Consider the following 24,196-nt stretch of genomic DNA (forward strand, 5'->3'; position numbering starts at 1 on the left):
CACGCTCGGCGGCAGCCTTGGCGTTTTCGTCGCCGAAGTCTTCCGGTGACGGCACCGAGGCAGAGAGCGAAACGCCCTGGCCGGGGTTGGTGCCCCAGGTGACGAACGGCTCCAGCGTGTCGGCATCGAGGTCCACTTCGACGTCGAAGGTGGCGTCGTCGTCGGTACGCAGCGTGTCCCAGTACTCGACGGCGGCATCCCAGTCCGCTCCCTGGGGAGCGTGCGGGCGGCCGAACATGTAGTCGTACGTGGTCTGGTCGGGGGCCACCAGGCCGGCACGGGCGCCGGCCTCGATGGACATGTTGCAGATGGTCATCCGCGCTTCCATGGACAGCGCGCGGATAGCGGAACCGCGGTATTCCAGGACGTAGCCCTGGCCCCCGCCAGTGCCGATCTTGGCAATGACGGCGAGGATGATGTCCTTCGCCGTGACACCCGGGCGCAGCGCGCCCTCGACGGTGATCGCCATCGTCTTGAACGGCTTGAGCGGCAGGGTCTGGGTGGCGAGCACGTGCTCGACCTCACTCGTGCCGATGCCGAAGGCCATGGCGCCGAACGCGCCGTGGGTGGAGGTGTGCGAGTCGCCGCAGACCACGGTGATGCCCGGCATGGTCAGGCCCAGCTGAGGCCCCACGACATGCACGATGCCCTGCTCGATGTCGCCGAGCGAGTGCAGACGCACGCCGAACTCCTGGGCGTTGCGGCGGAGCGTCTCGATCTGGGTGCGGCTCGTCAGGTCGGCGATGGGCCGGTCGATGGCGAGCGTCGGCGTGTTGTGATCCTCCGTCGCGATCGTCAGATCGGGGCGGCGCACCGGGCGTCCCGCCAGCCGGAGGCCGTCGAAGGCCTGGGGGCTCGTCACCTCATGCACGAGGTGCAGGTCGATGTAGAGCAGGTCGGGAGCGCCGTCCTCGCCCTTGCTCACCAGGTGGTCGTCCCAGACCTTCTCGGCCAGGGTCCGTCCGTGCGTCGTGCTCGTCGTCATGTTGTCGTCGCTTCCGGTCGTCTCGAATCAGCCCAGAACGGACTCCGCGACGAGGGGAGGCTGGAAGTCAGGCCCCGTCGCGGCGGCTAAGGAGAAGCCGGGAGATGCGCACCCGGACACGATATCACCGGTTCCGGGATCGGGGTCAGGCGCAGCGGGGCTGCTCGGCGGCGTCCCGTCCGGCTGCGCGATCACCGACACCACGGTAGACCGGTCCTCGGCGGCCCCGCCGATCGGTAGGGTGCTCCGGTGACCGACGCCGCTGCCCCCGCCGAACGCCGAGGGGCCCGCCAGTGGCTGGTCCTGGCCCTCATCGGCGCGATCGGCGGCACCCTGTCCGGCGCATTCGGCGTGGGCGGCGGGATCGTCATGGTGCCGCTGCTCGTCTCCCTCGCCGGCATGGATCAGCGCCGGGCGGCGGCCACCTCGCTGGTCGCGATCGTGCCGACCTCGATCACCGCGTCCCTCACCTACCTGGCGTCGGGCCACATGGACGTGGTCGTCGGCCTGCTGGTCGCCGTCGGCGGTGTCGCCGGCTCCTACCTCGGGGCCCGGCTGCTGCGCCGCATCCCGCTCGGGGCGCTGCGCTGGATGTTCATCGCCCTGCTCGTGCTGATCGCCCTGCGCATGGCGCTGGTGGCGCCGGAGCGGGGCACCGGCGGTGTGGAGCTGAACGGCTGGGTGGCCCTCGGCCTGGTCGCGCTCGGCCTGTTCATGGGCGTGGCGTCGGGCCTCTTCGGCATCGGCGGCGGCGTCATCGCTGTGCCCTTCCTCATCGCGGCGTTCGGGCTCGGCGAGCTCGTGGCCAAAGGCACGTCGCTGCTCGTGATGATCCCGACCGCGCTGATGGGCACCGCGACGAACCTGCGAGGCGGCCTCGTCAGCGTGCGCGCGGGACTCGTCGTGGGCCTGGCTGCGACAGTCTTCTCGTTCCCCGGGGTCGCGCTGGCGTTCCTGCTGCCGCCGCAGGTGTCGGGTCTGCTGTTCGCGGCGCTTCTCCTGGCGGCCGCGATCCAGCTGACCGTCCGCACCCTGCGTGCACGCCGCGGGTGACTGGGCTTTCGCAGGGATCCGCCTCGGGCACCAGGATCAGGGCCTGGTCGACGGACACCTGCTGTCGAGGGCCCCGAGGGTCTCCCCGCGCCCGACCTACGAGCCGGAGCGGGAGTCGTCCGTTGGCTGGTCTCCGGCAGCGACCACGGCCGGGTCCGGGAGGTTCGGATCCCGTCTGATCTTGATGACGCTCGCAAGAGTCGCGACCGACATGGACCCGATGATGACGAGGAGTGAGGCGAGGGTGCCGATCTCCGGCGCCCAGTCCACGTGCTCCCCGCCGTTGATGAAGGGCAGCTCGTTCTCGTGCAGGGCATGCAGGAACAGCTTCACGCCGATGAAGCCGAGGATGAACGCGATCCCGTACTTGAGGTAGACCAGCCGGTCGATGAGGTCGCCGAGCAGGAAGTAGAGCTGGCGGAGACCCATCAGAGCGAAGATGTTGGCGGTGAACACGATGAACGGGCTCGTCGTGATCCCGAAGATCGCCGGGATCGAGTCGAGCGCGAACAGGATGTCGGTCGTTCCGATCGCGATGAACACGAGCAGGAGCGGCGTGAACGTGCGGTGTCCGTCGACGACGGTCCGCATCTTGTTGCCGTCGAACTCGTTCGTGATCTTCACGTGCCGGCGCAGGAATGTGATGAGCCGGCTCTCCTGCTCATCGGAGTGGTCCTTGCCGAACGCCTGCGTATAGGCGGTGTAGACGAGGAACAGGCCGAACAGGTAGAAGATCGCGCTGAAGTTCTCGATGATCGCGGCGCCGAGCACGATGAAGACGCCGCGGAAGATCAGCGCGAGGATGATGCCGACCATCAGGATCTCCTGCTGGTACTTCTTGGGCACCTTGAAGCTGGCCATGATGATGACGAAGACGAACAGGTTGTCGATCGACAGGCTGTACTCGGTGAGCCACCCGGCGATGAACTGTCCGGCGTGCTCCGCGTCGCCGAGCAGGAGCATCAGCGCGGCGAACACCAGCGCGAGGACCACGTAGAACGCGACCCAGAGGCTCGACTCCCGCGTGCTCGGCAGGTGCGGCCGCTTATAGGCCAGCACCAGATCGGCGAGGAGGATGATGCCGAGGACGGCGTAGGAGCCGATCTCGAACCAGACCGGCAGATTCAGAGAGGACACAGGCTTCCTTCGGTTGTTCGTTGCACGACGAATGACCGAAAGTCTCTCCCTGCGTCTGACGACGCCACCGCGCCCGGGGCTGCACCATCGGAGCCCGTCCTGACGGACGCGGCGAATCGGGATACTCCCCTTCGCCCCACAGAGTCTATCCGACGCCGGATCACCGAGGTCCCGGTCCGCCGTGCCGAGACGGAAGCGAGACAGTCACCGTGAGGCCGGTTCCCGGCGCGTTGTCGAGGCGCACCCGACCCCCTGCCCGGGCGGCGATCGCGGCGACGATCGCCAGCCCGAGGCCGGCTCCCGCGCGGTGCACGCGGGCGCTGTCCGCTCGACTGAACCGATCGAAGGCCAGGGGCTCGAAGGCCGGATCGAGTCCGCCTCCGGTGTCCCGGACGGTCAGCGTCAGCTCGCCCGGGCCATCGGCGAGAACGATCTCGAGCCGCCCCTCCTGACCGAGAGCCGCGAGTGAATTGCTCACCAGGTTGTCGATCAGCCGCCCGAAGTCCGCGCCGCCGATGGCCACCGAAGCGGCCGGCCGGATGAGCTGCGCCCGGTAGTCCACCTCCACGGCGGTCCCGGACGCGCGGAAGCGCGCCCGTTCCGCGGCCTCCTCGGCCTCGCGCTCCAGTTCTTCGAGAGAGGCAGCGCCCCTGGCCGTGTCCGCCGATTCGAGTGTCGACAGCTCGAGCAGGGAATCCACCAGAAGGGCGAGCCGGGTGGCGCTGCGCTCCGCGCCCCGGATGTCGCGCAGCAGCTCCTCAGCCGAGGTCGACTGGGTCCGCGCGAGTTCGAGCTGAGTCCGCAGGATGGCGAGCGGGGTCCTCAGCTCATGACTGGCGTCGGCCACCAGGGAACGCTCGCGGTCCGCCGATGAGCGGAGCCGCTCGATCAGGTCGTTCAGGGTGCGAGCCAGATGGGCGATCTCATCGTTCGCCGCTCCGACGGGAAGCAGCTCCGAGCCCGAGGCGGTGCTGAGCGTCTGTGCGCTCGCCCGCAGCCGCGCGACGGGGGCCAGCGAGGCGGAGGCGAGGAGCCAGGCGGTGAGTCCCACGGCCAGGTCGATCACTCCGAGCAGCCCGAAGAGCAGGTTGCGCAGCTGATCGGCGACGGGGTCCTCAGCTGCAGCGGCCCGCGCCGCGATGACGGTCCAGGTGCCATGGAGTCCTTCGACCGGCGTCACGCGCACCACGTGCTCGACGCCGGCTGCGCTCAGCACGCTCGTTCCGCTCCGGACGTCGCCCCGGGCGACGGCGACGGCCAGCCCGGCGGGCAGGGTGTCCAGCCGGACCACCCGGGACGGGTCGAGCACCGCGACCAGCTGTGCCGGCCCGGGAGCATCGAAGCTCTCGGCCGGCTCGTTCCGCACGGCGACCACATACGGCTCGCTGTCGCTCGCCAGAACAGCGACGGTGCCGTCGCGCACGATCCGCTTGATCTGGCCGTTGATCACGATCCCCGCCACGACCGACAGCATGATCGCGATGATCAGGCTGCCGCCCGCGATCCGCGTGCGGATGCCGGCGCGGCCGAGCAGACCGCGTGCTCGCGGCGGAGCACCGGGGCTCATCGGGGATCGAGGAGGGTCAGACTGAAGCCGACTCCTCGCGCGGTGACGATCCTCGCACCCGCTCCGGCCAGGTCGAGCTTGCGGCGCAGATAGCTCACGTACTGGTCCACGATGTTGGAATCGATGTTCTCGCTCGTCTCCCACACCTCGGTGAGCAGCTCGGCTCGGCTGACCGTGTCGCCGGCGTGCTCGGCGAGAACCCGCAGCACGTCGAACTCGGTGCGACTGAGCGACAGGTCCTTCGCTCCGGCGCGCGCCCGGTGCCGGCGCAGATCGATCGTGAGCGTGCCCACCTCGATCCGGGCCGGCACCGTCAGCGCGTCCCGTCGCCGGACGGCCCGAATGCGGGCGGCCAGTTCGGCGAACGCGAACGGCTTGATCATGTAGTCGTCCGCGCCCGCATCCAGGCCCCGCACACGGTCGTCGACCGCATCCCGCGCGGTCAGGAGGATCACCGCGGTCGTCTCGTCGCGCTCCTTGATGCGCCGGCACAGCTCGAAGCCCGACATCCCCGGCAGCATCACGTCGAGCACGGCGAGGTCGATCGGCTCGGTGCCGGCTTCGCCGAGCGCCGCGACCCCGTCGTGAGCCGCGATGACCTCGTGGCCCTCTCCCCGAAGGCCCCGGACGAGCAGAGCCGCCATCTCGGGCTCGTCGTCCACGACAAGGATGCGCATGCGGGTCCTTCCCGCCTCGAATCCTAGACGGCGCCCTCGATCTCGAACGCCGACGGAAGCCGCGACCCCTCCAGCTCGCGGCGCTGCGCGGCGAGCCGGACCGACAGGTAGATCACGACGGCAACGATCACGAGCCCGTACACGAGGCTCGTCCCGGTGGTTCCCCACCCGAGTCCGCCGGCGGCCACCGGCTGCGAGGTCAGGTCGCCGAGAGAGGCGCCGAGCGGGCGGGTCATCACGTAGGCGGCCCAGAAGCAGACCACCGCGTTCGCCTTGAACACGAAGTAGGCGATCGCGATCACCGCGATGACGGCGGAGAAGAGGATCGCGGCGACGACGTAGCCGAAGCCGAGCGCCTCGGAGAGGAAGTCGCCTGACGCGGTCCCGAGCGCGAAGGTGAACAGGATCGCCAGCCAGTAGTAGCCCTCGCGCGGCCGGCTGACGATCGAATGGATGGAGAGCGTGCCCTCCCGGACGAACCAGAGAACGAAGGTCGCGGCGAGCAGCAGGCTGAAGACGAGCGTCGATGCCCAGAGCGGCACTCCCAGGACATCCGTGAGATTGTCGGTGATGAGGGTGCCGACCACGCTGATCAGGACAACCGTCAGCCAGTACACGACAGGCGTGTACCGCTTCGTCGCGAACTGGATGCCCAGCGCGACGAGGAAGATCGCGCCGACCACGATGCTGGTGAGGGTGAGCCCGAAGCCGAGGTCGCTGTTGAGGTAGTCGGCCGCGGTCTCCCCGACGGTGGTCGAGAAGACCTTGATGATCCAGAAGGCCACGGTGACCTGAGGGACCTTGCTTCGGAGCAGATCGCTCAGGCGGGTGGAGGCAGGAAGAGAGGTTGAGGTCATGTCCTCAGGCTGTCGGCGGGGCCTGCCCCGGCGCTGAGCTTGAGGGGTGTGGCGGGTGAAGGAGCGCTCAGGATCGGGCGCCGGAGGCGCGATCTGAACCGACTCTCAGAGAGCTCAGCCCTCGCCCTGCGATCGGTCTACCTCCTTCTGCGCGCGGCGCTGCGCTCGATGATGCTCCGCGGGTCGAAGAAGCCCCGGATCACTCGGCTGCTCGTGCCGGGGCCACGATCGGCCGTCTCGGCGCGGCCGGCCCCCGGCTCGCGAGGACGACGAGCGCCAGGGTGATGCCGGCCGCGACGAGAGCAACGGCCCCCGTGCCGAGGGCGAGGCCGCCGCGGGTCGCGTCGACGCCGAGCCAGTCGGCGAGAGACGCGCCGAGAGGGCGGGTGACGATGTAGGACGCCCAGAACGCGGCGACCGCCCCGAGCAGCCGGGCGCGGAAGGCGAGAGCGGGCAGCGCGATCACGATCCCGAAGAGCACCGCGGACCCGAGATAGCCGAGGGAGAGCGTCTGGGCGGTCAGGTCGCCGACCGCGGTGCCGAGAGCGAAGGTGGCGACGACCGTCGCCCAGTAGAACAGCTCCGGGCGCGGGCTCGTGATCGAGTGGATCGAGATGGTGCCCTCGACCCGGCGCCAGGAGAGGAGGAGGGCGGCGAGCGCGGCGGCGAAGGCGACACTCGACAGCAGATAGGGCACGCCCGCGACAACGTGCGCGACGTCCGCCACCATCGTTCCGAAGATGCCGACCATGGCCACCACGAGCCAGTACTTCCACGGCACGTACCGCGGAGCCCGAAGCTGCACGAGAAGTGCCGCCCCGAAGAGGACGGCGGTGACGAGCACGACCAGCACCGGCTCGAAGGTTCCGACCAGGTGGTCGGAGGCGGCCTCGCCCATCCCGGTCGTCAGCACCTTGATGGTCCAGAACAGGACGGTGATCTGGGGCACCTTCGTCCCGAGGGCGTCGCGCGCGAGCGGCGTGGCGGGGGATCCGAGGGCAGGCATCCCGTCCACTCTCCCGGAGATCCGCTGGAAGGTCGTCGAATCGCGGCCGTCGGGCGTGAACAACCGCTCAGACTCGACTCCGCCCGGAGACGAGGACAGCGGATCGCCCGGAGACGAGGACAGCGGATCGCCCAGAGGCGATCCGCTGTGTTCGTGTGTGACCCCAGCGGGATTCGAACCCGCGTTACCGCCGTGAGAGGGCGACGTCCTAGGCCGCTAAACGATGGGGCCGGCCGGCGCTGGACTCGCCGAGCGCCTGGTCGAGTATAGGCGACGCCGGGGCCGGACACCAATCGGAGCAGAGCCTGCCCGCAGCTGCGGCGCGAGCACCCCGAGGGCGGCCGGAACCACCTCCAGGGTGAGCGGCAGCGGCCCGAGTCGCTCCCCGTCGCCGTAGGCGATCAGCGGCCGATCCGCGGCGAGGGCGAGCGTCCTGATGGGCTCCAGCCGCACCGGCCGGAGCCCCACATGCCGCCCGCGGAACACGCGCGGGAAGAGCGTGACGAAGCGCAGCCGCCCCAGCGGGGCGACCGTGAGCAGGTCGAGCGAGCCGTCCGCTAGGTCGGCCGCCGGCGCGATCCGCATGCCGCCACCGATCGAGGCGTTGTTCGCGGCGGCGAGGAGCACCGCATCCACCTGGCGGGGCTTCCCGTCGACGACGAGCCGGTACGAGATCGGTCGCAGCGAGGCCAGCTCACGCAGCATCGCGAGGGTGTACCTGCTCGCCCCGCGCGGAAACCGCATCGCGTTCGCCCGCTCGTTGACGAGGGCATCGAAGCCTGCCGACACCGCACCGACCACCCAGGTCGTCTCCTCCGGATCCGAATGACGGACGCGGATCGCGTCGATCCTCTGGACGGGGGCGGCGAGCGCCGCGAGCAGCACCCGCACTGCGGCGGCCGGATCGCCGAGCGGCAGCCTGAGGCCGCGCGCCACATCGTTTCCCGTACCGGTGGGGATGACGCCGAGAGGCAGTGACGTCCCGGCGACCAGCGAGGCGCCGAGCGACACCATGCCGTCGCCGCCCACGACGACGAGCGCGTCCGGCCCGTCTCGGTCGAGTGCCGCGGCGAGCTCGAGCCGAAGAGCCGGGAGGGACTCCGCCGCACAGGGCGTGACCAGGTGCCCGGCCGCCCGAATCCGCTCGATCGCTCTCTCCCCCGCGCCCGCCGACCGACCGAATGAGGCGGCCGGATTGACGGCGACGAGGAGGCGGCGACTCTGCACCGTGCCATCCTGGCCGCGCGCAAGACCCGGCGCCCGATTTGGTGCGGTTCGGCGGCGGGTGTTGGCTTCTGCCATGAAGGTCACCAAGCTCGAACACGCGGCTCTCCTCATCGAAGCCTCCGGCAAGACGCTTCTCATCGATCCGGGCTCCCTCACCACCCCGGTCACCGAGCCGGGCCAGGCGGTGGCCATCGTGATCACCCACGAGCACGCCGATCACTGGAGCCCCGACCAGCTCAACCGGATCCTCTCGAAGGTGCCGCGCGTGCCGATCTACGGTCCAGCTGGGGTGGCCGCCGCAGCGGAGGGCTTCGACGTCATCGTCGTCGCCGAGGGCGACACGATCGAGGCCGACCCATTCACCCTGCAGTTCTTCGGCAGCGCCCACGCCGAGATCCATCACACCGTCCCGGTGCCGGGCAACGTGGGCGTGCTCGTCAACGACCGCCTCTTCTACCCGGGCGATGCGTTCACCGTCCCCGGGGTTCCGGTCGACACCCTCGCGGTGCCGGCGTCGGCGCCCTGGATGAAGCTCGGCGAGGCGATGGACTACCTCGCCGAGGTGGCGCCGAAGCGGGCCTTCCCCACCCACGACATGCTGCTCTCGGCCGCCGGACGTGGCCTGCACAACGCGCGCCTCGCCGAGGCGATGGCCGCAGCCGGCGGCGAGTACCTGCCTCTCGAGCCCGGTCAATCGATCGACATCTAGGCCGGGGCGCCGCTCAGCCGGGGAACATGGCCGCCACGTAGGAGCTCGCGGGCGATGCGCGCAGGGCTTCCGGCGTGCCCCGCTGGACGACCCGGCCCCGCTCCAGGATCACGATGTCGTCGGCCAGCGCCACCGCGTCCGCCGGATCGTGGGTGACCAGCACGGTGCAGCCGCGGTGAGCCGACAGCCGCACGGCGAGGTCGGCCCGCACCTCGTCGCGCACCTCCGCGTCCAGCGCCGCGAGCGGCTCGTCGAGGAGCAGCAGCTGCGGCGAGGGGGCCAGGGCGCGCGCGAGCGCCGCCCGCTGCGCCTCGCCGCCCGAGATCTCGCGCGGTCTCGAGCCGCCGATCCGCTCGATCCGCAGCAGCCGCAGCCACTCCTCTGCCGCGGCGAGCGCGGCGCGGCGCGGCATCCCCCGGGCGCGCAGCCCGAACGCCACGTTCTCGAGCACGGTCAGGTGCGGGAACAGCAGGGAGTCCTGGAAGACCCAGCCGATCGATCGCCGGCTGATGTCGACGTCGATGCGCCGCTGCACGTCGGAGAGCGTGGCGCTTCCGAGCCGCACGAAGCCCTGCTCGAGAGGCTCTCCTCCGGCGAGCGCGGCGAGGGCCGTGCTCTTGCCCGCTCCATTGGGGCCGAGCACGGCGAGGACCTGTCCTTCGGCCACGTCGAGCTCCAGATCCACCCGGAAGCTCGGCCGGGCGACCACGACGTGCGCCTGCAGCCGGGTCACGCGCTCCCCCGCAGCCAGCGATCCCGAAGGCTCACGATCACGATCAGCGACACGGCGAGCAGCAGGAGCGCGAGGACGATCGCCGAGTCCGGATCGGACTGCAGGCCGAGATAGGCGGCGATCGGCAGGGTCCGCGTCACACCGGGGAGGCTGCCCGCGAAGGTGATCGTCGCACCGAACTCGCCGAGGGCCCGGGTGAAGCAGAGCACGGCGCCGGAGGCGATCCCGGGAGCGACGAGCGGCAGCGTCACTCGCCGGAACGCGTACCAGCGGGAGGCGCCGAGGGCGGCCGCCACCACGTCGAATCGCCGTCCGGTCGCCCGCACCGCCCCCTCCACCGCGAGCACGAGGAACGGCATCGACACGAAGGTCTGCGCCAGCACCACGGCCGGGGTGCTGAACGGCACGGTCACACCGAACAGCTGCTCCAGCGGCCGGCCGAGCAGGCCCTGCCTGCCGAGGAGCAGCAGCAGGGCGATGCCGCCGACCACCGGCGGCAGGACGAGCGGCACGGTAACGACGGCGCGGACGACTCGACGCAGGGGTGCGGGCCAGCCGTCGGAGCCGGCCAGCACGACCGCGAGCGGGATGCCGAACAGCAGGCAGAGCGCCGTGGTGGTGAGCCCCGTCGTCACCGACAGGCCGAGCGCCGGCAGGGAGCCCGCGACGAGTTCGGGCACGGAGGGCCACGGTGCGCGGGCGATCAGCGCGACGAGGGGGAGCACCAGGAAGGCGAGCGCGAGCGCGGCCGGAATCCACAGCCCCCGCGGCATCCGCCCCGCGAACGCGGCACTACGGCGCGGCAAAGCCCGCCTCCCGCAGGGCGTCCTGGCCGGATCCTCGTACGAGGGCGACGAACTGCTCGGCGAGCGCCGGGTGCTGGGCGCCCGCGAGGACCGCGATCGGATAGTCGGTCGTCGCGTTCTGAGCGTCGGGGATCGGGACGCCGACGACGGCGCCTCCCGCGGCGAGCACATCGGTGCGATAGACGATGCCCGCGTCCACCTCCCCGAGCCGCACCTTGGTGAGCACCGATGTGACACCCTGCTCCAGCGTGTCCGGATCGGGGCTCACCCCCGCCCTGGTGAGGGCAGCGGCCGCGCTCGCTCCGCAGGGCACCTCGGGCGCGCAGAGGGCGAGGAGCAGGCCGGCCTTCGAGAAGTCGGCCAGGCCTGCCACCTGTCCCGGGTTGCCGGGAGGAACGGCGATCTCGAGGCTGTTGCGGGCGAACACCTGCGCGGGAGCGGCGAGCAGCCCGGCATCGGCGACCGTCGCCATGGTGGCGTCGCTGGCCGTGGCGAGGATGTCCGCGGGAGCGCCGGACAGGATCTGCTGGGCGAGCTCCGCGCTCCCGGCCGCGTTCAGCACGACGGTCACGCCGGGGTGCGCCTCCTCGAACTGCCGGCCGAGGGCGTCGAACGAGTCGGTGAGCGACGCGGCGGCGAAGACGCTGAGCGTTGCGGTCGACGCGCTGGCGGGTGCCGATCCGGCCGGCGCCGATCCTGCCGGCGGGGAGCAGCCGCACAGCAGGACGAGGAGCACCGACGCGGCGGATGCGGGTGCCGCCGCGCGCCGCCGGGCGGCCCGAGTCACCGAGTCCCGCGGGGCGGTTCGGTCTCGATCACGACGGTGGTCGCCTTGACGCTCGCCGCCGCGATCCGGCCAGGCTCCAGCTCGAGCTCGTCGGCGGCCTCGCGGCTCATCAGGGAGACGATGCGGAAGGGGCCCGCCTGCAGCTCCACCTGGGCCATCACCCCGTCCCGCTCCACGCGGGTGACGATGCCGGGGATGCGGTTGCGCGCGGAGCTGCCCGCCTTGGGCCGGGCGGCGGCCAGTGGGGACTCCTCCGCGATCTCACGGGCGAGCGTCGCCAGCTCGGCGCCGTCGACCGTGAGGCGCCGCCCCTCGGCATGCAGTTCGATGCGGCCGCTCTCACCCCAGCGCCGCAGGGTGTCGTCGCTCACGCCGAGCAGGGCGGCGGCCTCGCTCACCCGGATCCTCGGTACCATCACAGCCCCTCCTTGCGCCGCTTGTGCGTCGATTCCGCAACTTTATCGCCGCAGGTGCGGTTGATGCAGGAGTGGCAGAATTCGGGGATGGCTTCCCTCCCCGGCCCCGTGCCGCTGCGCTTCCTGCGGCAGGCGACCCTTCCGGGGTTCGGAGCGCCCGCGCAGCAGCGCCTCGAGCAGGCCCGGGTGCTCGTGATCGGTGCGGGCGGGCTGGGCAGCGCCGTGCTGCCGATGCTCGCCGCGGCCGGCATCGGCACGCTCGGCATCGTCGACGACGACCTGGTCGAGACGACGAATCTGCACCGTCAGACGCTGCACTCCCCCGCCGACGTCGGGCGACTCAAGGTGGACTCGGCCGCCGACCGGCTGCTGCCGATCGCGGCGGGCGCCGTCACGCTGCACCCCGTGCGCTTCGAGCCGCACAACGCGGCGGACCTCGCGCGCGCCTACGACCTGATCGTGGACGGCAGCGACAACTTCGAGACGCGCTATCTCGCCAACGATGTGGCCCGGGCGCTGGGCCTGCCGCTCGTCTGGGGTGCGGTGTCCCAGTTCGGCGGACACGTGGGCGCCGTGCTCGGCGACGGCGGCCCCGACTACCGTGACCTCTTCCCCGTGCCGCCGGACCCGTCGAGCGTGCTGACCTGCGCCGACGGCGGCGTGCTGCCCTCGGTCTGCGGCGTCATCGGCTCGCTGATGGCCACCGAGGTGCTGAAGCTGCTCACCGGCATCGGCGAGCCGCTCGTCGGCCGCATCACCAGCTACGACGCACTCACCGGCCGCATGCGGGAGGTCGCCTTCCAGGCCGATCCCGAGCGCGCCATGCGTGCTTCCACCACCGAGCCATCCCAGGAGGAGCCCATGCAGAACCCCACCGACGGCGCAGCCCAGCAGGACGAGCTGGACGCGCAGGAGCTCGCAGACCTGCTCGCCTCAGGGCGCCCGCTGCAGCTCGTCGACGTGCGGGAGCCGTGGGAGGCCGAGATCGTCTCGCTGCCCGGCTCGGTGCTGCTGCCCCTCGGCGGCCTCGGCGGCCGCCTGGACGAGCTCGACCCGGAGGTGCCGATCGTCGCCTACTGCCACCACGGCGCGCGCTCGGAGCGCGCACTGCAGATGCTGCGCGGCGCGGGACTGCCGGCGCGTCACCTCGCCGGCGGCATCGATGCATACAGCCGCACGGTCGATCCCTCCCTCGCCCGGTACTGAGATGGCTCGGCGCAGCGTCGAGGAGCACGCGGCGGCCGTCCGTGCGCTGCTCGAGCCCCTGCTGTCCCGGCCTGCCGAGGCAGTCCCGCTCGCCGAGGCGCTCGGGCGGTGCACCGCGGAGGAGGTCCTCTCACCGGTCGACCTGCCCCTGTTCCGCAACTCGCAGATGGACGGCTTCGCCGTGCGCGCATCGGACGCGCGCTCGGCCGGCGCGCAGAGCCCGGTCACGCTCCCGCTCGGCGAGGTGATCCCGGCCGGCCCCGGCGTGCCCGCCCCGCTGCAGCCCGGCACCGCGGTGCGCATCATGACGGGGGCGCTAGTCCCCCACGGCGCGGATGCCATCGTGCGGGTCGAGGACACCACCTCCTCCGGCGGCCGGGTCACCCTGCTGCATTCGCCGGCCCCCGGCGAGCACGTGCGCGAAGCCGGCAGCGACGTGCCGGCGGGCGGACGCCTGCTCGCCGCCGGAACGCTGCTCGCCCCGCGGCACTTGGCCGCCCTCGCCGCAGCCGGGCTCGGCGCCGTGACCGTCCGCTCCCGCGTGCGCGTCGCGGTGCTGACGACCGGATCGGAGCTGATCGACGCGGGAGCGCGCCCGGAACCCGGCCAGATCTTCGACGCGAACTCGATCGCCCTGCGCGCCGCCTGCGAGGAGGCCGGCGCCGAGGTCGTCCTCACCGGCAGGACCGCCGACGACCCGGAGGAGTTCCGCTCCCTCCTCGGCCGGGCCTGCCGGTCGGCGGAGCTGGTGCTCACCTCGGGCGGCATCTCCCAGGGCGACTACGAGGTGGTGCGGCAGGTGCTGGAGCCGGCCGGCGCCTGGGTGGGCGAGGTCGCGATGCAGCCCGGCGGACCGCAGGCCACGGCGCAGCTCGACGGCGTCCCGGTGCTCTGCTTCCCGGGCAATCCGGTGAGCACCCAGGTGTCCTTCGCGGTGTTCCTGCGCCCCCTGCTGCGCGGGGCGGCAGGGCTTCCCGATGCCGGCCCCGGCTCCGCGGTGCTCGCTGACGGATTCTGCTCGCCTGCCGGCAAGCGGCAGTACCGCCGGGGGCGCATGGACGAGAATGGCGCCGTGCACCTCATCGCCGGTCCCGGCTCCCATCTGGTCGCCGCCCTGGCCTCGTCCGACGTCCTCGTCGTGGCCGAACGGGACCGCACCGAGTTCGCCGCGGGCGAGACCGTGCCGGTGATCGCGCTGTGAGCGAGCTCAGCCACCTCGACTCGGACGGCCGCGCGCGCATGGTGGATGTCGGCGGGAAGCCCGAGACGCGGCGGACCGCCACGGCGGAGGGGCGCCTCGAGACGACCGCGGCCGTGCTGCAGCTGGTCCGTGCGGATGGACTGCCGAAGGCCGACGTGCTGCCGACCGCGAGGATCGCTGCGATCGCGGGCGCCAAGCGGACCGCCGACCTCATCCCCCTCTGCCACCCCCTGCCGCTCGACTCGGTCAGCGTCGACTTCGACCTCGGCGAGCGATCGATCGGCGTGCGGGCGACCGCGTCCACGACCGGGCGCACCGGCGTGGAGATGGAGGCGCTCACCGCGGTCGCGGTGGCGGGCCTGACGCTGCACGACATGGTGAAGGCCGTCGACCCGGAGGCCACCATGACGGGAATCCGCCTGGTGGCGAAGTCGGGCGGCAAGCGGGGCGACTGGCGCCGATCGGACGCGGACGCGGTACAGGCATCGGCACCGAGCGAGCCGGCCGCCGTCCGTCCGGGAACCGCCGCCGTGCTGGTGTTCTCCACCCGCGGGGCCGCCGGAACCCGGGTGGACTCGACCGGTCCGCTGCTCGAGTCGGGTCTCACCGAGCTCGGGCTCGCGGTCGACCCGGTCGTGCTCGTGGCGGACGCCGACGCGGGCGCCGCGCTGAGCGCCGCCCTGGCCAGCCGTCCGGCAGTCGTGATCACGACCGGCGGGACGGGCACGTCGCCGACCGACCGCGCGCCGGAGGCCACCCGACCGCTGCTCGACCGGGAACTGCCGGGGGTGGCCGAGGCGATCCGGGCCCGCGGGCTGCGCAGCACCCCCACGGCCGCCCTCAGCCGGGCGGTCGCGGGCATCGCGAACGGCACCGTGGTCGTGAACCTCGCCGGCTCCCCGGACGCGGTTCGGGACGGTCTCGCCGTCCTCGCCGAGCTGCTGCCGCACCTGCTCGACCAGCTCGCCGGCAAGGACCACCGCGGATGAGCGTCGCCCTGGCCGCCGTGACCGAGCAGCCCATCGCGACCGCGGAGGTCGAACGGGCGGTGCTCACCGTCGCCGACGGCGCCCTGGTGACCTTCCGCGGCGTCGTCCGCGATGGCGACGACGGCCGGGCCGTCACCGCGCTCGACTACTCCGCCCATCCCGAGGCCGAGCGCTTCCTCCAGGAGAGCTGCTCGCGGATCGCCTCGGCGACCGGGCTGACGGTGGCCGCCGTGCACCGGGTCGGTCCGCTCGCGATCGGCGACGTCGCCCTCGTCGCCGTCGTCGCCTCCCCGCACCGGGCGGAGGCGTTCGAGGCGTGCGCACGCCTCGTCGACGACATCAAGACGAGTGTGCCGATCTGGAAGCGGCAGCACTACGCGGACGGCGTCTCCGACTGGGTCGGCCTCTGACCCGGGTCGGATGCCGGGCGCTGCGCACTCCGGAGCGCTCGGAGCCTCGGCCTCAGCCGCCGGCGAAGGGCGGCAGCACGTCGACCTGAACGCCGAGGGCCTGCTCCGGGCGGCGGCTGACCACGCCGTCGACGAGGAAGGACCCGTTCCGGAGCACCCGCGCCATGCCGGGTCCGTGCCGGGCGATGAGGTCCTCCTGCAGCCGACCGACCGTGGCCGGCTCGACGAGCACGCGCTCCTCCTCGACCCCTGCGCTCTCCGCGGCGGCCGCGAAGTAGCGCACCAGCACCTCAGCCACCGATCGCCCCCATGCTGCGCACGGGCCGGGCGAACGAGTCGCCGTCGATGCCGTGGCCCGCCTTCTTGCCCCACATCGCGCCGCGCCACCAGTCGGCGATGGTGTCGTCGTCCGCGCCGCCGCGCAGCAGCGCGCGCAGGTCGGTCTCGTCGTCGCCGAACAGGCAGGACCGAACCGTGCCCTCCGCGGTGATCCGGGTGCGATCGCAGTCGCCGCAGAAGGAGCGGGACACGGACGCGATGATCCCGACCGTCGCCGGCCCCTCGCCGACGAGCCACTCCTCGGCGGGTGCGGAGGGGTCCTCTCGGCCGATCGGGCTGAGCGGGAAGGATGCGCCGAGGACCGCGAGCAGCTCGGCGGCGTCCACCATCTGCTCTCGGCGCCAGAGCTGGTCGGCGTCGAGCGGCATCTCCTCGATGAAGCGCAGGCGGAAGCCCTCCCGCACCGCCCAGCCGAGCAGGGCGGGAGCGTCCTCGAGCGTCTCGCGCATGAGGACCGCGTTCACCTTCACGGGCGTGAGCCCGGCATCCCGGGCGCCCCGGACGCCGGCCAGCACCGCGGGAAGCCGGTCGCGGCGGGTGAGGGTGGCGAAGTGCTCCCGGTCGATCGTGTCGAGCGAGACGTTGACGCGGCTGAGCCCGGCGGCCTTCAACGCGGCGGCCTTCTTGTCGAGGCCGATGCCGTTGGTGGTCATCGAGAGCTGCACGCCCGGCGCGGCCTCGGCGGAGAGGCGGACGATGTCGACGAGGTCCGCCCGGGTCAGCGGCTCGCCGCCGGTGAACCGCACCTCCCGGATGCCGAGGTCTCGCGCGCCGATGCCGACCAGCCGGCCGATCTCGGCCGCGGTCAGCAGATCCGACCGGGCGATGGAGGGCAGCCCCTCGGCCGGCATGCAGTAGGTGCAGCGCAGGGAGCACTTCTCGGTGATCGAGATGCGCACGTCGCGGGCGATTCGGCCGAACCGGTCGACGAGCTCGGGGACGTCGGGTCTGCCCGCGGTCGTCGGGCGCACGCGGGACGCCCGCAGGAGCGGGGTTCCGAGCGAGACCGCAGGCATGCGTCCAGACTACGCATCCGCGCCTGGGCCGCAGCCCCGGCGGGTGCTCCCCCGCCGGGCAACCGCGATAGCGTGGAGCCGAAAGCGGACGAGAGGCGGTTGCGGTGGGCATTTTCTCCCCCGGATTCTCCGGCCGGAGCCGGGAGCGCAATCCCGAGCTCCCGCCCGGACAGTACCTCGAGACGGGCTTCCCCGTGCTGACGGCCGGGCCGACGCCGCGGATCGACAAGCGCGACTGGGAGTTCAGCGTGGTCAGCGAGACGGGCGAGCGGCGCTCCTGGGACTGGCAGGCGATGCTCGACCTCGGGGCGGAGGACGTCGCGACCGACATCCACTGCGTGACCGCGTGGTCGAAGCTCGGCACCCACTGGCGCGGTGTCCCCATCGACCGCTTCCTCGACGCCGTCGACACGAACGCGGAGTACCTGATGGCGCACAGCTACGGCGGGTACACCACCAACATGCCGCTCGAGGAGATCAAGGGGCGCGCCTGGCTCGCCTACGAGTTCGAGGGCGAGGACCTCGACCCCGAGCACGGCGGACCGGCTCGGCTGCTCGTCCCGCACCTCTACCTCTGGAAGAGCGCCAAATGGGTCAACAGCCTCCAGCTGATGGCCGCCGATGCGCCCGGGTTCTGGGAGCAGAACGGCTACAGCATGCACGGCGACCCCTGGCTCGAGGAGCGGTACTGGGGCTCGTGAGCGGCGCGCTCGGCGGGCCTCCTGCGGGCCCCGTCCGCTGGGTGCCGGCGACGGTCACGGCCGCCTGGATGGAGACTCCCGGCTCGCGCTCGCTGCTTCTGGACGCCCCGGAACTGGCCCCGGCGCTCGCGGGGCAGCATGTGGACATCCGGCTGACCGCGCCCGACGGCTACACCGCCCAGCGCTCCTACTCGCTCGCCTCCCCCGCGGGCGCCGAGCAGCTGCAGGTCACGGTGGACAGGATGCCCGACGGCGAGGTCTCGCCCTACCTCGTGGACGGCCTCGAGGTGGGCGACTCGATCGAGGTGCGCGGTCCCATCGGCGGGTGGTTCGTCTGGCGCCCGGAGCAGACTGAGCCGGTCCAGCTGCTCGCCGGCGGCTCCGGTGTCGTGCCGATGATGTCGATGATCCGCACCCACGCGGCGTCGGGCAGCACCGCGCCCCTCCGGCTGCTCTACTCGGTGCGGACTCCGGCCGGCCGCTTCTACACCGAGGAGCTCGACCGGCTCGCGGCGGACGGCGTCGTCGACCTGCAGTACGTGTTCACCCGGGAGACGCCGCCCGAGTGGCCGCGGCAGGCCGGCCGGCTGACGCCCGCGCTCGTGATGGAATTCGGCATCGTGGCCGCCGATGCCCCGTCGGTGTACGTCTGCGGGCCGACGCCGTTCGTGGAGTCGGTGGCCGACGCGCTGGTGCGGCTGGGGCACGACCCGTCGCGGGTGCGGACCGAGCGGTTCGGCGCCTCCGGCTGACCGGCGTGCCACGTTCGGCGCTTCGGCCCGCCGCGAAGGGCTAGGCCTTCATCTCCTCTTTCACCTTGGAGAGCGGGTCCGCGAGATCCTCGAGCGACTTCCGTTCCGCCGCGACGCCGAGGAACGCCGCGACCACGCCCCCGAGAATCATGATCGCCGCTCCGACCAGATAGCCGATGGTGAGTGGGCCGCGGTCGTTGCCCTCGCCGATCAGGATGCCGTAGAGCAGCGGGGCCACCGCGCCGAAGATCTGGCCCACCGCGAACACGTAGGAGATCACCTGGCTGCGCAGCTCCAGGGGGAAGATCTCGCTCACCGTGAGGTACGCGGCGGACGCTCCGGCCGAGGCGAAGAAGAACGCCACGCACCAGAACACCGTCTGCCAGATCGCGTCGATCGCTCCGATGTTGAACAGGATGGCCGAGATCGCGAGTACCACGCCCGAGGTCACGTAGGTGAGGCAGATCATCTGCCGGCGACCCCAGGTGTCGAACAGGTGGCCGAGGAGGAGCGGCCCGAGCAGGTTGCCGATCGCGAAGGGGAAGAAGTAGGCGGCCGTCTGCTCGACGCCGTAGAAGTTCGTGAGCACGAGCGCGTAGGTGAAGAAGATCGCGTTGTAGAGGAAGGACTGCGTGATCATCATGGTCAGCCCCAGGATGATGCGCTTGGGGTAGTCCTTGAACAGCACCCGCGCGATCACGAGGAACGGGATGCTGTCCATCGCCTGCACCGTGATCGACTTGTCCGCCGGGACGTCCTCCAGCGTCACGCCTTCCGCCCTCACCCGCCGCTCGATCTCGTCGACGGTGCGCTCCGCCTCCTCCTCGCGGCCGTGCGTCATCAGCCAGCGCGGGCTCTCGGGGATGTGCCGGCGAAGGAAGATGATCGCGATGCCCAGCACCGGGCCGATGAAGAACGCGAGGCGCCAGCCCCAGGCCTGGTCGATGAAGTCCGGGTTGAGGAAGAACAGGTTGGCGAAGGCGCCGAGGGCGGCGCCGCCCCAGTAGGTGCCGTTGATCATGATGTCGATCCGGCCCCGGAAGCGGGCCGGGATGAGCTCATCGATCGCGGAGTTGATGGCCGCGTATTCGCCGCCGATGCCGAGTCCGGCGACGAACCGGAAGATGTAGAGGAACCACGGCGCGAAGGCGAGGCCCGCGATGCCGCTGCCGACGAGGTAGATCGCGAGCGTCAGGATGAACAGCTTCTTGCGGCCGAGCTTGTCGGCCAGCCGACCGAAGAACAGGGCACCGACCACCTGGCCGATCAGGTACACGGTTCCCGCGAGGCCGACCTCCGCCGAGGTCATGTCGAGGGCCTTCTGATACCCCGCGGCCGCCACGATCTGGATCTCGAGCCCGTCGAGGATCCAGGACACCCCGAGACCCACGATCACCGACCAGTGGAATCGGGTCCACGGCAGGCGGTCCATCCTGGCCGGAACGAGGCTGGCGTGCGGGCCGCGGTTCAGGGCGGTGGCCAGGCGAGATGCCATTTCAGACTCCCTCGTTGGGCGGCGACGGAGCCGCTCCGAGGCGGCACGTTACTCCTTCGAGGCCGCGCCCCATATCCCCTTCCGCGGGGTTGCTCCCGAGGCGCAGAACCGGTATTCGCGCCTGTCCTGAGCTTCGCTGCCGGGCCTCCCGCCCGCCGCTGAGGAGGTCAGTGCCTGCTGAAGAAGGTCGGCCGCACCACGATGATCACCCGGTCCGCGGAGTCGGGCGGCGGAGTCTGCTCGGGGTTGCCGTAGCGCTTGCCGAGGACCACATAGAACGCGCCCGTCGGGTCCTCCTCCACCCGGTCGACCTCGCCGCGGACCTCGAGGTACCGGAGGGTGTCGTCGGGGTCGACGATCGTGAAGGCGAGCCGGGGCTCGTCCTCCAGATCCCTCAGCTTCCGGCGGTAGGTCGTATGGGTGAAGCGCAGGAACTCTCCGTCCCACTGGAACCACATGGGCGTGGCGCTCGGTCCGCCCTCCCGGCGGACGGTGGCGAGGACGCCGACGATCGGGCGGTCGAGGAGGTCTTCGAATCCTTCAGGGGTGCTGGCCATGACCCGAGCCTAGGAGAGGCGCGCGGAGTCACCGTCGCTCCTGAACTAGCGAGTGCGCCCCCAGACGCCGAGCGCGCCGTGGGCACGGGGCGCGCTCGGTGTCTCGGGGCGCAGTCGGTGTCGGGCCGGTGCTCACTGACCCGAATGCGCCTCGAGGAACTCGTAGACCTCCAGGTCGTCGACGCCCGGGAAGGTCCCCGCGGGCAGTGGCGACAGGATGTGGGCGTGCACCTTGGCGCTCGGCCAGGCGCGTCCCGCCCACCGGTCCGCCAGCTCGGCGCTGTGCTCGTCGCGCAGCGCCGCAGGGCGGGTGGCGTCGGCCCGGACCTTCGTGTCGCGCCCGCGGAACCACTTCGAGTCGGCGAAGCGGACCCCGACGCTGATCGAGAACTGCTCGGCCGAGGTGGTCCCCGTCTGGGTGGAGCACCAGAAGGTGCCGGCGGGAGTGTCGGTGATCTGATGGAACTCGGTGGTCCGGTTGGTGCGCTCGAATGAGGCCCGGGCGGCCCAGGCGCGCGGCACCAGCTGCCCCTCGACGGAGCCGCTCACGTCCGTCGGCATGGGCAGCCCATCGTTCTCGTATGCCTTGTAGATGGCGCCGTCATCGCCGACCCGCAGGAAGTGCACGTGCAGGCCGAGGTGCACGGTCGCGAGGTTGAGGAAGCGCATCGCCGCCGCCTCGTGGGTCACGCCGAACGCGTCACGGAAGTCCTCGATGGCGAGGTCGCGGCCCTTCTTCCGGTCCGTGAGGAACGCAGCGCTGGCGGGCTCCGGCATCAGGCAGGCCCCCGCGAAGTAGTTGATCTGCAGGCGCTGGAACAGGAACTCGGCATAGCTCGACGGCTCGCGGTGGCCGAGGACCCGGTGCGCCATCGCCTGCAGGGCCAGGCCGCGCAGGCCGTGCCCGCCGGGGATGGAGGCCGGCGGGAGGTAGATCCGCCCGTTCTCGAGGTCGGTCACCGACCGGGTGGAGTGCGGCAGGTCGTTGACGTGGATGATCTCGAGGCCGAGGTGGCGCGCCATCCTCGCCACGTCGTGATGGGTCAGCGCCCCACGCTCGTGCCCCACGACAGCGAGCAGCTTCAGCGCCTCCTCCTCGAGGTCCGGCCAGTGGTGGTCGAGCAGGCGCTGGCGGAGCCGCAGCTCGGTGTTCGCGCGGCGCGCCTCCTCAGGGGTCGCTATGGCCTCCGTCGCGCGCCGCACCAGCTCCCGATGCAGGCCCACGAGGGACTCGAGGACCGCCTGCGTCATCGCCTTGCCCACCGGCACGCGGGGCAGGCCGAGGCCCGCATAGAGCGCGCCCTGCTGCGCCCGCTCCAATTCGATCTCCAGCGCGGTCCGCTGATCCGGCGGCTCCGCCTCGAGCAGCTCCGCGATTCCCACCCCGAGCTCGGTCGCGAGGGACTGCAGCTGCGACAGCCGCGGCTCGCGCTTGCCGTTCTCGAGGAGGGAGAGCTGACTGACGGCCAGCCCCACCCGGCCGCCGAGCTCCTCGAGGGTGAGCCCGCGCTGCCGGCGGAAGTGGCGCAGGCGACGCCCGACGACCAGAAGGTCCACGATCTTCTCCCTCTGAGAAATATGCGGCAATTTTCATGAGGCTAGGGGAGAAACAATCGCGTCGGCAACCGCAGGATCTAATCAGCCGCCCGGAAGGACTTCCATGACCATGACGCTTCCCTTCTCCCCCACCCGTCCCGTTGCCCCCCTCGCGGGTCCCACCCTCAGCCCCAGCGTGAACGCCTGGGTCGCCGAGATGCGGGATCTGCTCCAGCCTGACGAGGTGCACTGGTGCTCCGGGACCGCCGCCGAGTTCGACCAGCTGACGAAGCAGATGGTGCGGGAGGGCTCCCTGATCCGCCTCAACCCGGAGTGGCGGCCCAATTCGTTCCTCGCCCGCAGCGATCCCCGGGACGTGGCGCGCAGCGAGGAGAGCACGTTCATCTGCTCCCGCCGCCCTGAGGACGCCGGCGTCACCAACAATTGGCGCGCCCCGGCGACGATGAAGGCGAAGCTCACCGAGCTCTTCCGAGGGTCCATGCGCGGCCGGACCATGTACGTCGTCCCGTTCTCGATGGGTCCGCTCGGCAGCTCGCTGTCGAAGCTCGGCGTCCAGATAACCGACTCCCCCTACGCCGTCATCTCGATGCAGATCATGACGCGGATGGGCGCAGAGGCCGTCCGCCAGCTCGGACCCGACACGGAGTGGGTGGCGGCGCTGCACTCCGTCGGCAGCCCCCTGGTGGACGACGCGGGCGTCCGCCGGGAGGACGTGGCGTGGCCCTGCAGCGACACCAAGTACATCGCCCACTTCCCGGAGACGCGCGAGATCTGGTCGTACGGCTCCGGCTACGGCGGCAACTCCCTGCTCGGCAAGAAGTGCTTCGCCCTGCGCATCGCCTCGGTCATCGCCCGCGACGAGGGCTGGCTCGCCGAGCACATGCTGATCATCAAGGCGACCTCGCCCGAGGGAGTCACCCGTCACCTCGCGGCCGCATTCCCGTCGGCCTGCGGCAAGACGAACTTCGCGATGCTCCAGCCGACCCTGCCCGGCTGGAAGGTCGAGACCATCGGCGACGACATCGCCTGGCTCCGCCCCGACGACGACGGCCGGCTCCGCGCCATCAACCCCGAGCGCGGCTTCTTCGGTGTCGCGCCCGGCACCGGCGAGGCCACCAACCCGACCGCGGTCGCCACCATCTGGGGCAACACCATCTTCACCAACGTGGCTCTCGCCGAAGACGGCGACGTGTGGTGGGAGGGGCTCACGGACCGTGCGCCGAAGGGCCTCGTGGACTGGGAGGGCAACCCTTGGACGGCGGGAGAGCCGGCGACCGCGGCGCACCCGAACGGCCGCTTCACCGTCCCCGCCGAGCAGTGCCCCAGCATCGCGGACGAGTGGAACGACCCGAAGGGCGTCGTCATCGACGCCATCCTCTTCGGCGGCCGCCGCGCGACGAACATCCCGCTCGTCTGCGAGGCCACCGACTGGGAGCACGGCGTGTTCCTCGGCGCCACGCTCGCGAGCGAGCAGACGGCCGCCGCCGAAGGGCACGTCGGAACGCTGCGCTACGACCCGTTCGCGATGCTGCCCTTCTGCGGGTACGACATGGGCGACTACTGGCAGCACTGGCTGCAGATGGGCGAGCGGCTCGGCGAGCACGCCCCGCGCATCTTCCAGGTGAACTGGTTCCGCAAGGGCGCCGACGGCTCGTTCCTGTGGCCGGGCTACGGCGAGAACAGCCGGGTCCTGGACTGGATCATGCGGCGCTTGAACGGCGAGGTCGGCACCGTCGCGAGCCCGGCCGGCGGGCTGCCCAAACGCGCCGAGTTCGCGCTCGCGGGCCTCGACCTGCCGACCGCCGCCTGGGACGAGCTGTTCCGGATCGATCCGGCGGCCTGGCTGCGCGAGTCGGAGCAGACCGCCGAGTTCTTCGATCGGGTCGGGGCCACCGTGCCGAAGGCCCTCCGGCTTCGGCTCACCCTGCTCCGCTGGGATCTCGTCTCCCGCCTCTGATCCGAGCGGGCCGCGGTACGGCCGGGCGCCGCCGCGCCGGGCGACCCCTGCGGCGG

Annotated in this window: 25 protein-coding genes and 1 tRNA gene; 9 read left to right on the forward strand and 17 right to left on the reverse strand. The window is 71.6% G+C overall.

The window, feature by feature from the left end; genetic code table 11:
• Positions 1-985: 3-isopropylmalate dehydratase large subunit (locus JWR33_RS04215; RefSeq protein WP_297409733.1), on the reverse strand; the 985-nt coding region annotated here is incomplete at its 3' end.
• A 249-nt stretch (positions 986-1,234) separates the two neighbouring features.
• Between JWR33_RS04215 and JWR33_RS04220 the strand changes: the two genes are divergently transcribed.
• Positions 1,235-2,038, forward strand: coding sequence for a sulfite exporter TauE/SafE family protein (locus JWR33_RS04220; protein ID WP_297409735.1), 804 nt, complete (start codon positions 1,235-1,237; stop codon positions 2,036-2,038).
• A gap of 96 nt (positions 2,039-2,134) precedes the next feature.
• On the opposite strand, the gene JWR33_RS04225 is transcribed toward JWR33_RS04220, so the two are convergent.
• The 7 genes from JWR33_RS04225 to JWR33_RS04255 form a co-directional block, all read right to left on the reverse strand.
• Positions 2,135-3,166 (reverse strand): TerC family protein, encoded by a 1,032-nt coding sequence (locus JWR33_RS04225; protein ID WP_297409853.1) that lies wholly within the window; start codon positions 3,164-3,166, stop codon positions 2,135-2,137.
• 169 nt (positions 3,167-3,335) lie between these two features.
• On the reverse strand, positions 3,336-4,742 hold the full coding sequence (locus JWR33_RS04230) for a HAMP domain-containing sensor histidine kinase (protein ID WP_297409737.1): 1,407 nt from the start codon (positions 4,740-4,742) through the stop codon (positions 3,336-3,338).
• Positions 4,739-5,419, reverse strand: coding sequence for a response regulator transcription factor (locus JWR33_RS04235; protein ID WP_297409739.1), 681 nt, complete (start codon positions 5,417-5,419; stop codon positions 4,739-4,741). Before JWR33_RS04235 ends, JWR33_RS04230 begins: the two co-directional genes overlap by 4 nt.
• 23 nt (positions 5,420-5,442) lie before the next feature.
• Positions 5,443-6,276 carry a hypothetical protein gene (locus JWR33_RS04240; protein ID WP_297409741.1) on the reverse strand — a complete coding sequence of 278 codons (834 nt, stop codon included), beginning with the start codon at positions 6,274-6,276 and terminating at the stop codon, positions 5,443-5,445.
• Positions 6,277-6,475: 199 nt separating this feature from the next.
• Positions 6,476-7,282 (reverse strand): hypothetical protein, encoded by an 807-nt coding sequence (locus JWR33_RS04245; protein ID WP_297409742.1) that lies wholly within the window; start codon positions 7,280-7,282, stop codon positions 6,476-6,478.
• Positions 7,283-7,440: 158 nt separating this feature from the next.
• A tRNA-Glu gene (locus tag JWR33_RS04250) sits at positions 7,441-7,513 on the reverse strand.
• Positions 7,499-8,509 carry a diacylglycerol kinase family protein gene (locus tag JWR33_RS04255; RefSeq protein WP_297409744.1) on the reverse strand — a complete coding sequence of 337 codons (1,011 nt, stop codon included), beginning with the start codon at positions 8,507-8,509 and terminating at the stop codon, positions 7,499-7,501. Before JWR33_RS04255 ends, JWR33_RS04250 begins: the two co-directional genes overlap by 15 nt.
• A 73-nt stretch (positions 8,510-8,582) precedes the next feature.
• Between JWR33_RS04255 and JWR33_RS04260 the strand changes: the two genes are divergently transcribed.
• A complete protein-coding gene (locus tag JWR33_RS04260) occupies positions 8,583-9,218 on the forward strand; it encodes an MBL fold metallo-hydrolase (RefSeq protein WP_297409745.1) in 636 nt (211 codons plus the stop codon).
• A gap of 13 nt (positions 9,219-9,231) precedes the next feature.
• Here the strand turns inward: JWR33_RS04260 and JWR33_RS04265 are convergent, their stop codons facing one another.
• The 4 genes from JWR33_RS04265 to JWR33_RS04280 are packed head-to-tail and all read right to left on the reverse strand — an operon-like array spanning position 9,232 to position 11,960.
• Positions 9,232-9,951 carry an ATP-binding cassette domain-containing protein gene (locus tag JWR33_RS04265; RefSeq protein WP_297409746.1) on the reverse strand — a complete coding sequence of 240 codons (720 nt, stop codon included), beginning with the start codon at positions 9,949-9,951 and terminating at the stop codon, positions 9,232-9,234.
• A complete protein-coding gene (modB, locus tag JWR33_RS04270) occupies positions 9,948-10,724 on the reverse strand; it encodes a molybdate ABC transporter permease subunit (RefSeq protein WP_297409747.1) in 777 nt (258 codons plus the stop codon). Before modB ends, JWR33_RS04265 begins: the two co-directional genes overlap by 4 nt.
• A 19-nt stretch (positions 10,725-10,743) precedes the next feature.
• Entirely contained in the window at positions 10,744-11,544 is an 801-nt protein-coding gene (gene modA, locus JWR33_RS04275; RefSeq protein ID WP_297409748.1) for a molybdate ABC transporter substrate-binding protein, read from the reverse strand.
• Positions 11,541-11,960 carry a TOBE domain-containing protein gene (locus JWR33_RS04280; protein WP_297409855.1) on the reverse strand — a complete coding sequence of 140 codons (420 nt, stop codon included), beginning with the start codon at positions 11,958-11,960 and terminating at the stop codon, positions 11,541-11,543. Before JWR33_RS04280 ends, modA begins: the two co-directional genes overlap by 4 nt.
• An 87-nt stretch (positions 11,961-12,047) precedes the next feature.
• On the opposite strand from JWR33_RS04280, the gene JWR33_RS04285 reads away from it, so the two are divergent.
• From JWR33_RS04285 to JWR33_RS04300, 4 genes are read left to right on the forward strand one after another with little or no spacing between them, the layout of a single operon-like run.
• Positions 12,048-13,166, forward strand: coding sequence for a ThiF family adenylyltransferase (locus tag JWR33_RS04285; RefSeq protein ID WP_297409749.1), 1,119 nt, complete (start codon positions 12,048-12,050; stop codon positions 13,164-13,166).
• A gap of 1 nt (position 13,167) precedes the next feature.
• Entirely contained in the window at positions 13,168-14,367 is a 1,200-nt protein-coding gene (gene glp, locus JWR33_RS04290; protein WP_297409750.1) for a gephyrin-like molybdotransferase Glp, read from the forward strand.
• Positions 14,364-15,356, forward strand: coding sequence for a bifunctional molybdenum cofactor biosynthesis protein MoaC/MoaB (gene moaCB / locus JWR33_RS04295; RefSeq protein ID WP_297409751.1), 993 nt, complete (start codon positions 14,364-14,366; stop codon positions 15,354-15,356). Before glp ends, moaCB begins: the two co-directional genes overlap by 4 nt.
• On the forward strand, positions 15,353-15,766 hold the full coding sequence (locus JWR33_RS04300) for a molybdenum cofactor biosynthesis protein MoaE (protein ID WP_297409752.1): 414 nt from the start codon (positions 15,353-15,355) through the stop codon (positions 15,764-15,766). The genes moaCB and JWR33_RS04300 overlap by 4 nt, the downstream gene beginning before the upstream one ends.
• Positions 15,767-15,818: 52 nt before the next feature.
• Here the strand turns inward: JWR33_RS04300 and JWR33_RS04305 are convergent, their stop codons facing one another.
• Both JWR33_RS04305 and moaA read right to left on the reverse strand, forming a co-directional pair.
• Positions 15,819-16,064 (reverse strand): MoaD/ThiS family protein, encoded by a 246-nt coding sequence (locus JWR33_RS04305; RefSeq protein ID WP_297409753.1) that lies wholly within the window; start codon positions 16,062-16,064, stop codon positions 15,819-15,821.
• Positions 16,057-17,121 carry a GTP 3',8-cyclase MoaA gene (gene moaA / locus JWR33_RS04310; RefSeq protein ID WP_297409754.1) on the reverse strand — a complete coding sequence of 355 codons (1,065 nt, stop codon included), beginning with the start codon at positions 17,119-17,121 and terminating at the stop codon, positions 16,057-16,059. The genes JWR33_RS04305 and moaA overlap by 8 nt, the downstream gene beginning before the upstream one ends.
• Positions 17,122-17,225: 104 nt before the next feature.
• Here moaA and JWR33_RS04315 point away from each other — a divergent pair, with 104 nt between their 5' ends.
• Both JWR33_RS04315 and JWR33_RS04320 read left to right on the forward strand, forming a co-directional pair.
• Complete coding sequence (locus JWR33_RS04315; protein WP_297409756.1) at positions 17,226-17,822, forward strand: molybdopterin-dependent oxidoreductase; 597 nt, start codon at positions 17,226-17,228, stop codon at positions 17,820-17,822.
• Complete coding sequence (locus tag JWR33_RS04320) at positions 17,819-18,574, forward strand: ferredoxin reductase (RefSeq protein ID WP_297409758.1); 756 nt, start codon at positions 17,819-17,821, stop codon at positions 18,572-18,574. The genes JWR33_RS04315 and JWR33_RS04320 overlap by 4 nt, the downstream gene beginning before the upstream one ends.
• 40 nt (positions 18,575-18,614) lie before the next feature.
• Here the strand turns inward: JWR33_RS04320 and JWR33_RS04325 are convergent, their stop codons facing one another.
• The 3 genes from JWR33_RS04325 to JWR33_RS04335 form a co-directional block, all read right to left on the reverse strand.
• Positions 18,615-20,069, reverse strand: a complete 1,455-nt coding sequence (locus tag JWR33_RS04325; RefSeq protein ID WP_366073691.1) for an MFS transporter — start codon at positions 20,067-20,069, stop codon at positions 18,615-18,617.
• A gap of 167 nt (positions 20,070-20,236) precedes the next feature.
• Positions 20,237-20,626 (reverse strand): TIGR03618 family F420-dependent PPOX class oxidoreductase, encoded by a 390-nt coding sequence (locus tag JWR33_RS04330; RefSeq protein ID WP_297409760.1) that lies wholly within the window; start codon positions 20,624-20,626, stop codon positions 20,237-20,239.
• A 132-nt stretch (positions 20,627-20,758) separates the two neighbouring features.
• The gene (locus JWR33_RS04335; RefSeq protein ID WP_297409762.1) at positions 20,759-22,183 is read right to left on the reverse strand and encodes a helix-turn-helix domain-containing protein; all 1,425 of its coding nucleotides are present in this window, start codon (positions 22,181-22,183) and stop codon (positions 20,759-20,761) included.
• 103 nt (positions 22,184-22,286) lie between these two features.
• On the opposite strand from JWR33_RS04335, the gene JWR33_RS04340 reads away from it, so the two are divergent.
• A complete protein-coding gene (locus tag JWR33_RS04340; RefSeq protein WP_297409763.1) occupies positions 22,287-24,140 on the forward strand; it encodes a phosphoenolpyruvate carboxykinase (GTP) in 1,854 nt (617 codons plus the stop codon).
• Positions 24,141-24,196: the final 56 nt, after the last annotated feature.

Origin of the sequence: Naasia sp., from assembly GCF_025465545.1 — a bacterium.
GTDB lineage: Bacteria > Actinomycetota > Actinomycetes > Actinomycetales > Microbacteriaceae > Naasia.

Bases quoted from the DNA above. Each gene is read 5' to 3' on its own strand.
- JWR33_RS04230 (WP_297409737.1), bottom strand. From the start codon at position 4,742: ATGAGCCCCGGTGCTCCGCCGCGAGCACGCGGTCTGCTCGGCCGCGCC.
- JWR33_RS04235 (WP_297409739.1), bottom strand. From the start codon at position 5,419: ATGCGCATCCTTGTCGTGGACGACGAGCCCGAGATGGCGGCTCTGCTC.
- JWR33_RS04240 (WP_297409741.1), bottom strand. From the start codon at position 6,276: ATGACCTCAACCTCTCTTCCTGCCTCCACCCGCCTGAGCGATCTGCTC.
- JWR33_RS04245 (WP_297409742.1), bottom strand. From the start codon at position 7,282: ATGCCTGCCCTCGGATCCCCCGCCACGCCGCTCGCGCGCGACGCCCTC.
- JWR33_RS04260 (WP_297409745.1), top strand. From the start codon at position 8,583: ATGAAGGTCACCAAGCTCGAACACGCGGCTCTCCTCATCGAAGCCTCC.
- modB (WP_297409747.1), bottom strand. From the start codon at position 10,724: ATGCCGCGGGGGCTGTGGATTCCGGCCGCGCTCGCGCTCGCCTTCCTG.
- JWR33_RS04280 (WP_297409855.1), bottom strand. From the start codon at position 11,960: ATGGTACCGAGGATCCGGGTGAGCGAGGCCGCCGCCCTGCTCGGCGTG.
- JWR33_RS04285 (WP_297409749.1), top strand. From the start codon at position 12,048: ATGGCTTCCCTCCCCGGCCCCGTGCCGCTGCGCTTCCTGCGGCAGGCG.
- glp (WP_297409750.1), top strand. From the start codon at position 13,168: ATGGCTCGGCGCAGCGTCGAGGAGCACGCGGCGGCCGTCCGTGCGCTG.
- JWR33_RS04300 (WP_297409752.1), top strand. From the start codon at position 15,353: ATGAGCGTCGCCCTGGCCGCCGTGACCGAGCAGCCCATCGCGACCGCG.
- moaA (WP_297409754.1), bottom strand. From the start codon at position 17,121: ATGCCTGCGGTCTCGCTCGGAACCCCGCTCCTGCGGGCGTCCCGCGTG.
- JWR33_RS04325 (WP_366073691.1), bottom strand. From the start codon at position 20,069: ATGGCATCTCGCCTGGCCACCGCCCTGAACCGCGGCCCGCACGCCAGC.
- JWR33_RS04330 (WP_297409760.1), bottom strand. From the start codon at position 20,626: ATGGCCAGCACCCCTGAAGGATTCGAAGACCTCCTCGACCGCCCGATC.
- JWR33_RS04340 (WP_297409763.1), top strand. From the start codon at position 22,287: ATGACCATGACGCTTCCCTTCTCCCCCACCCGTCCCGTTGCCCCCCTC.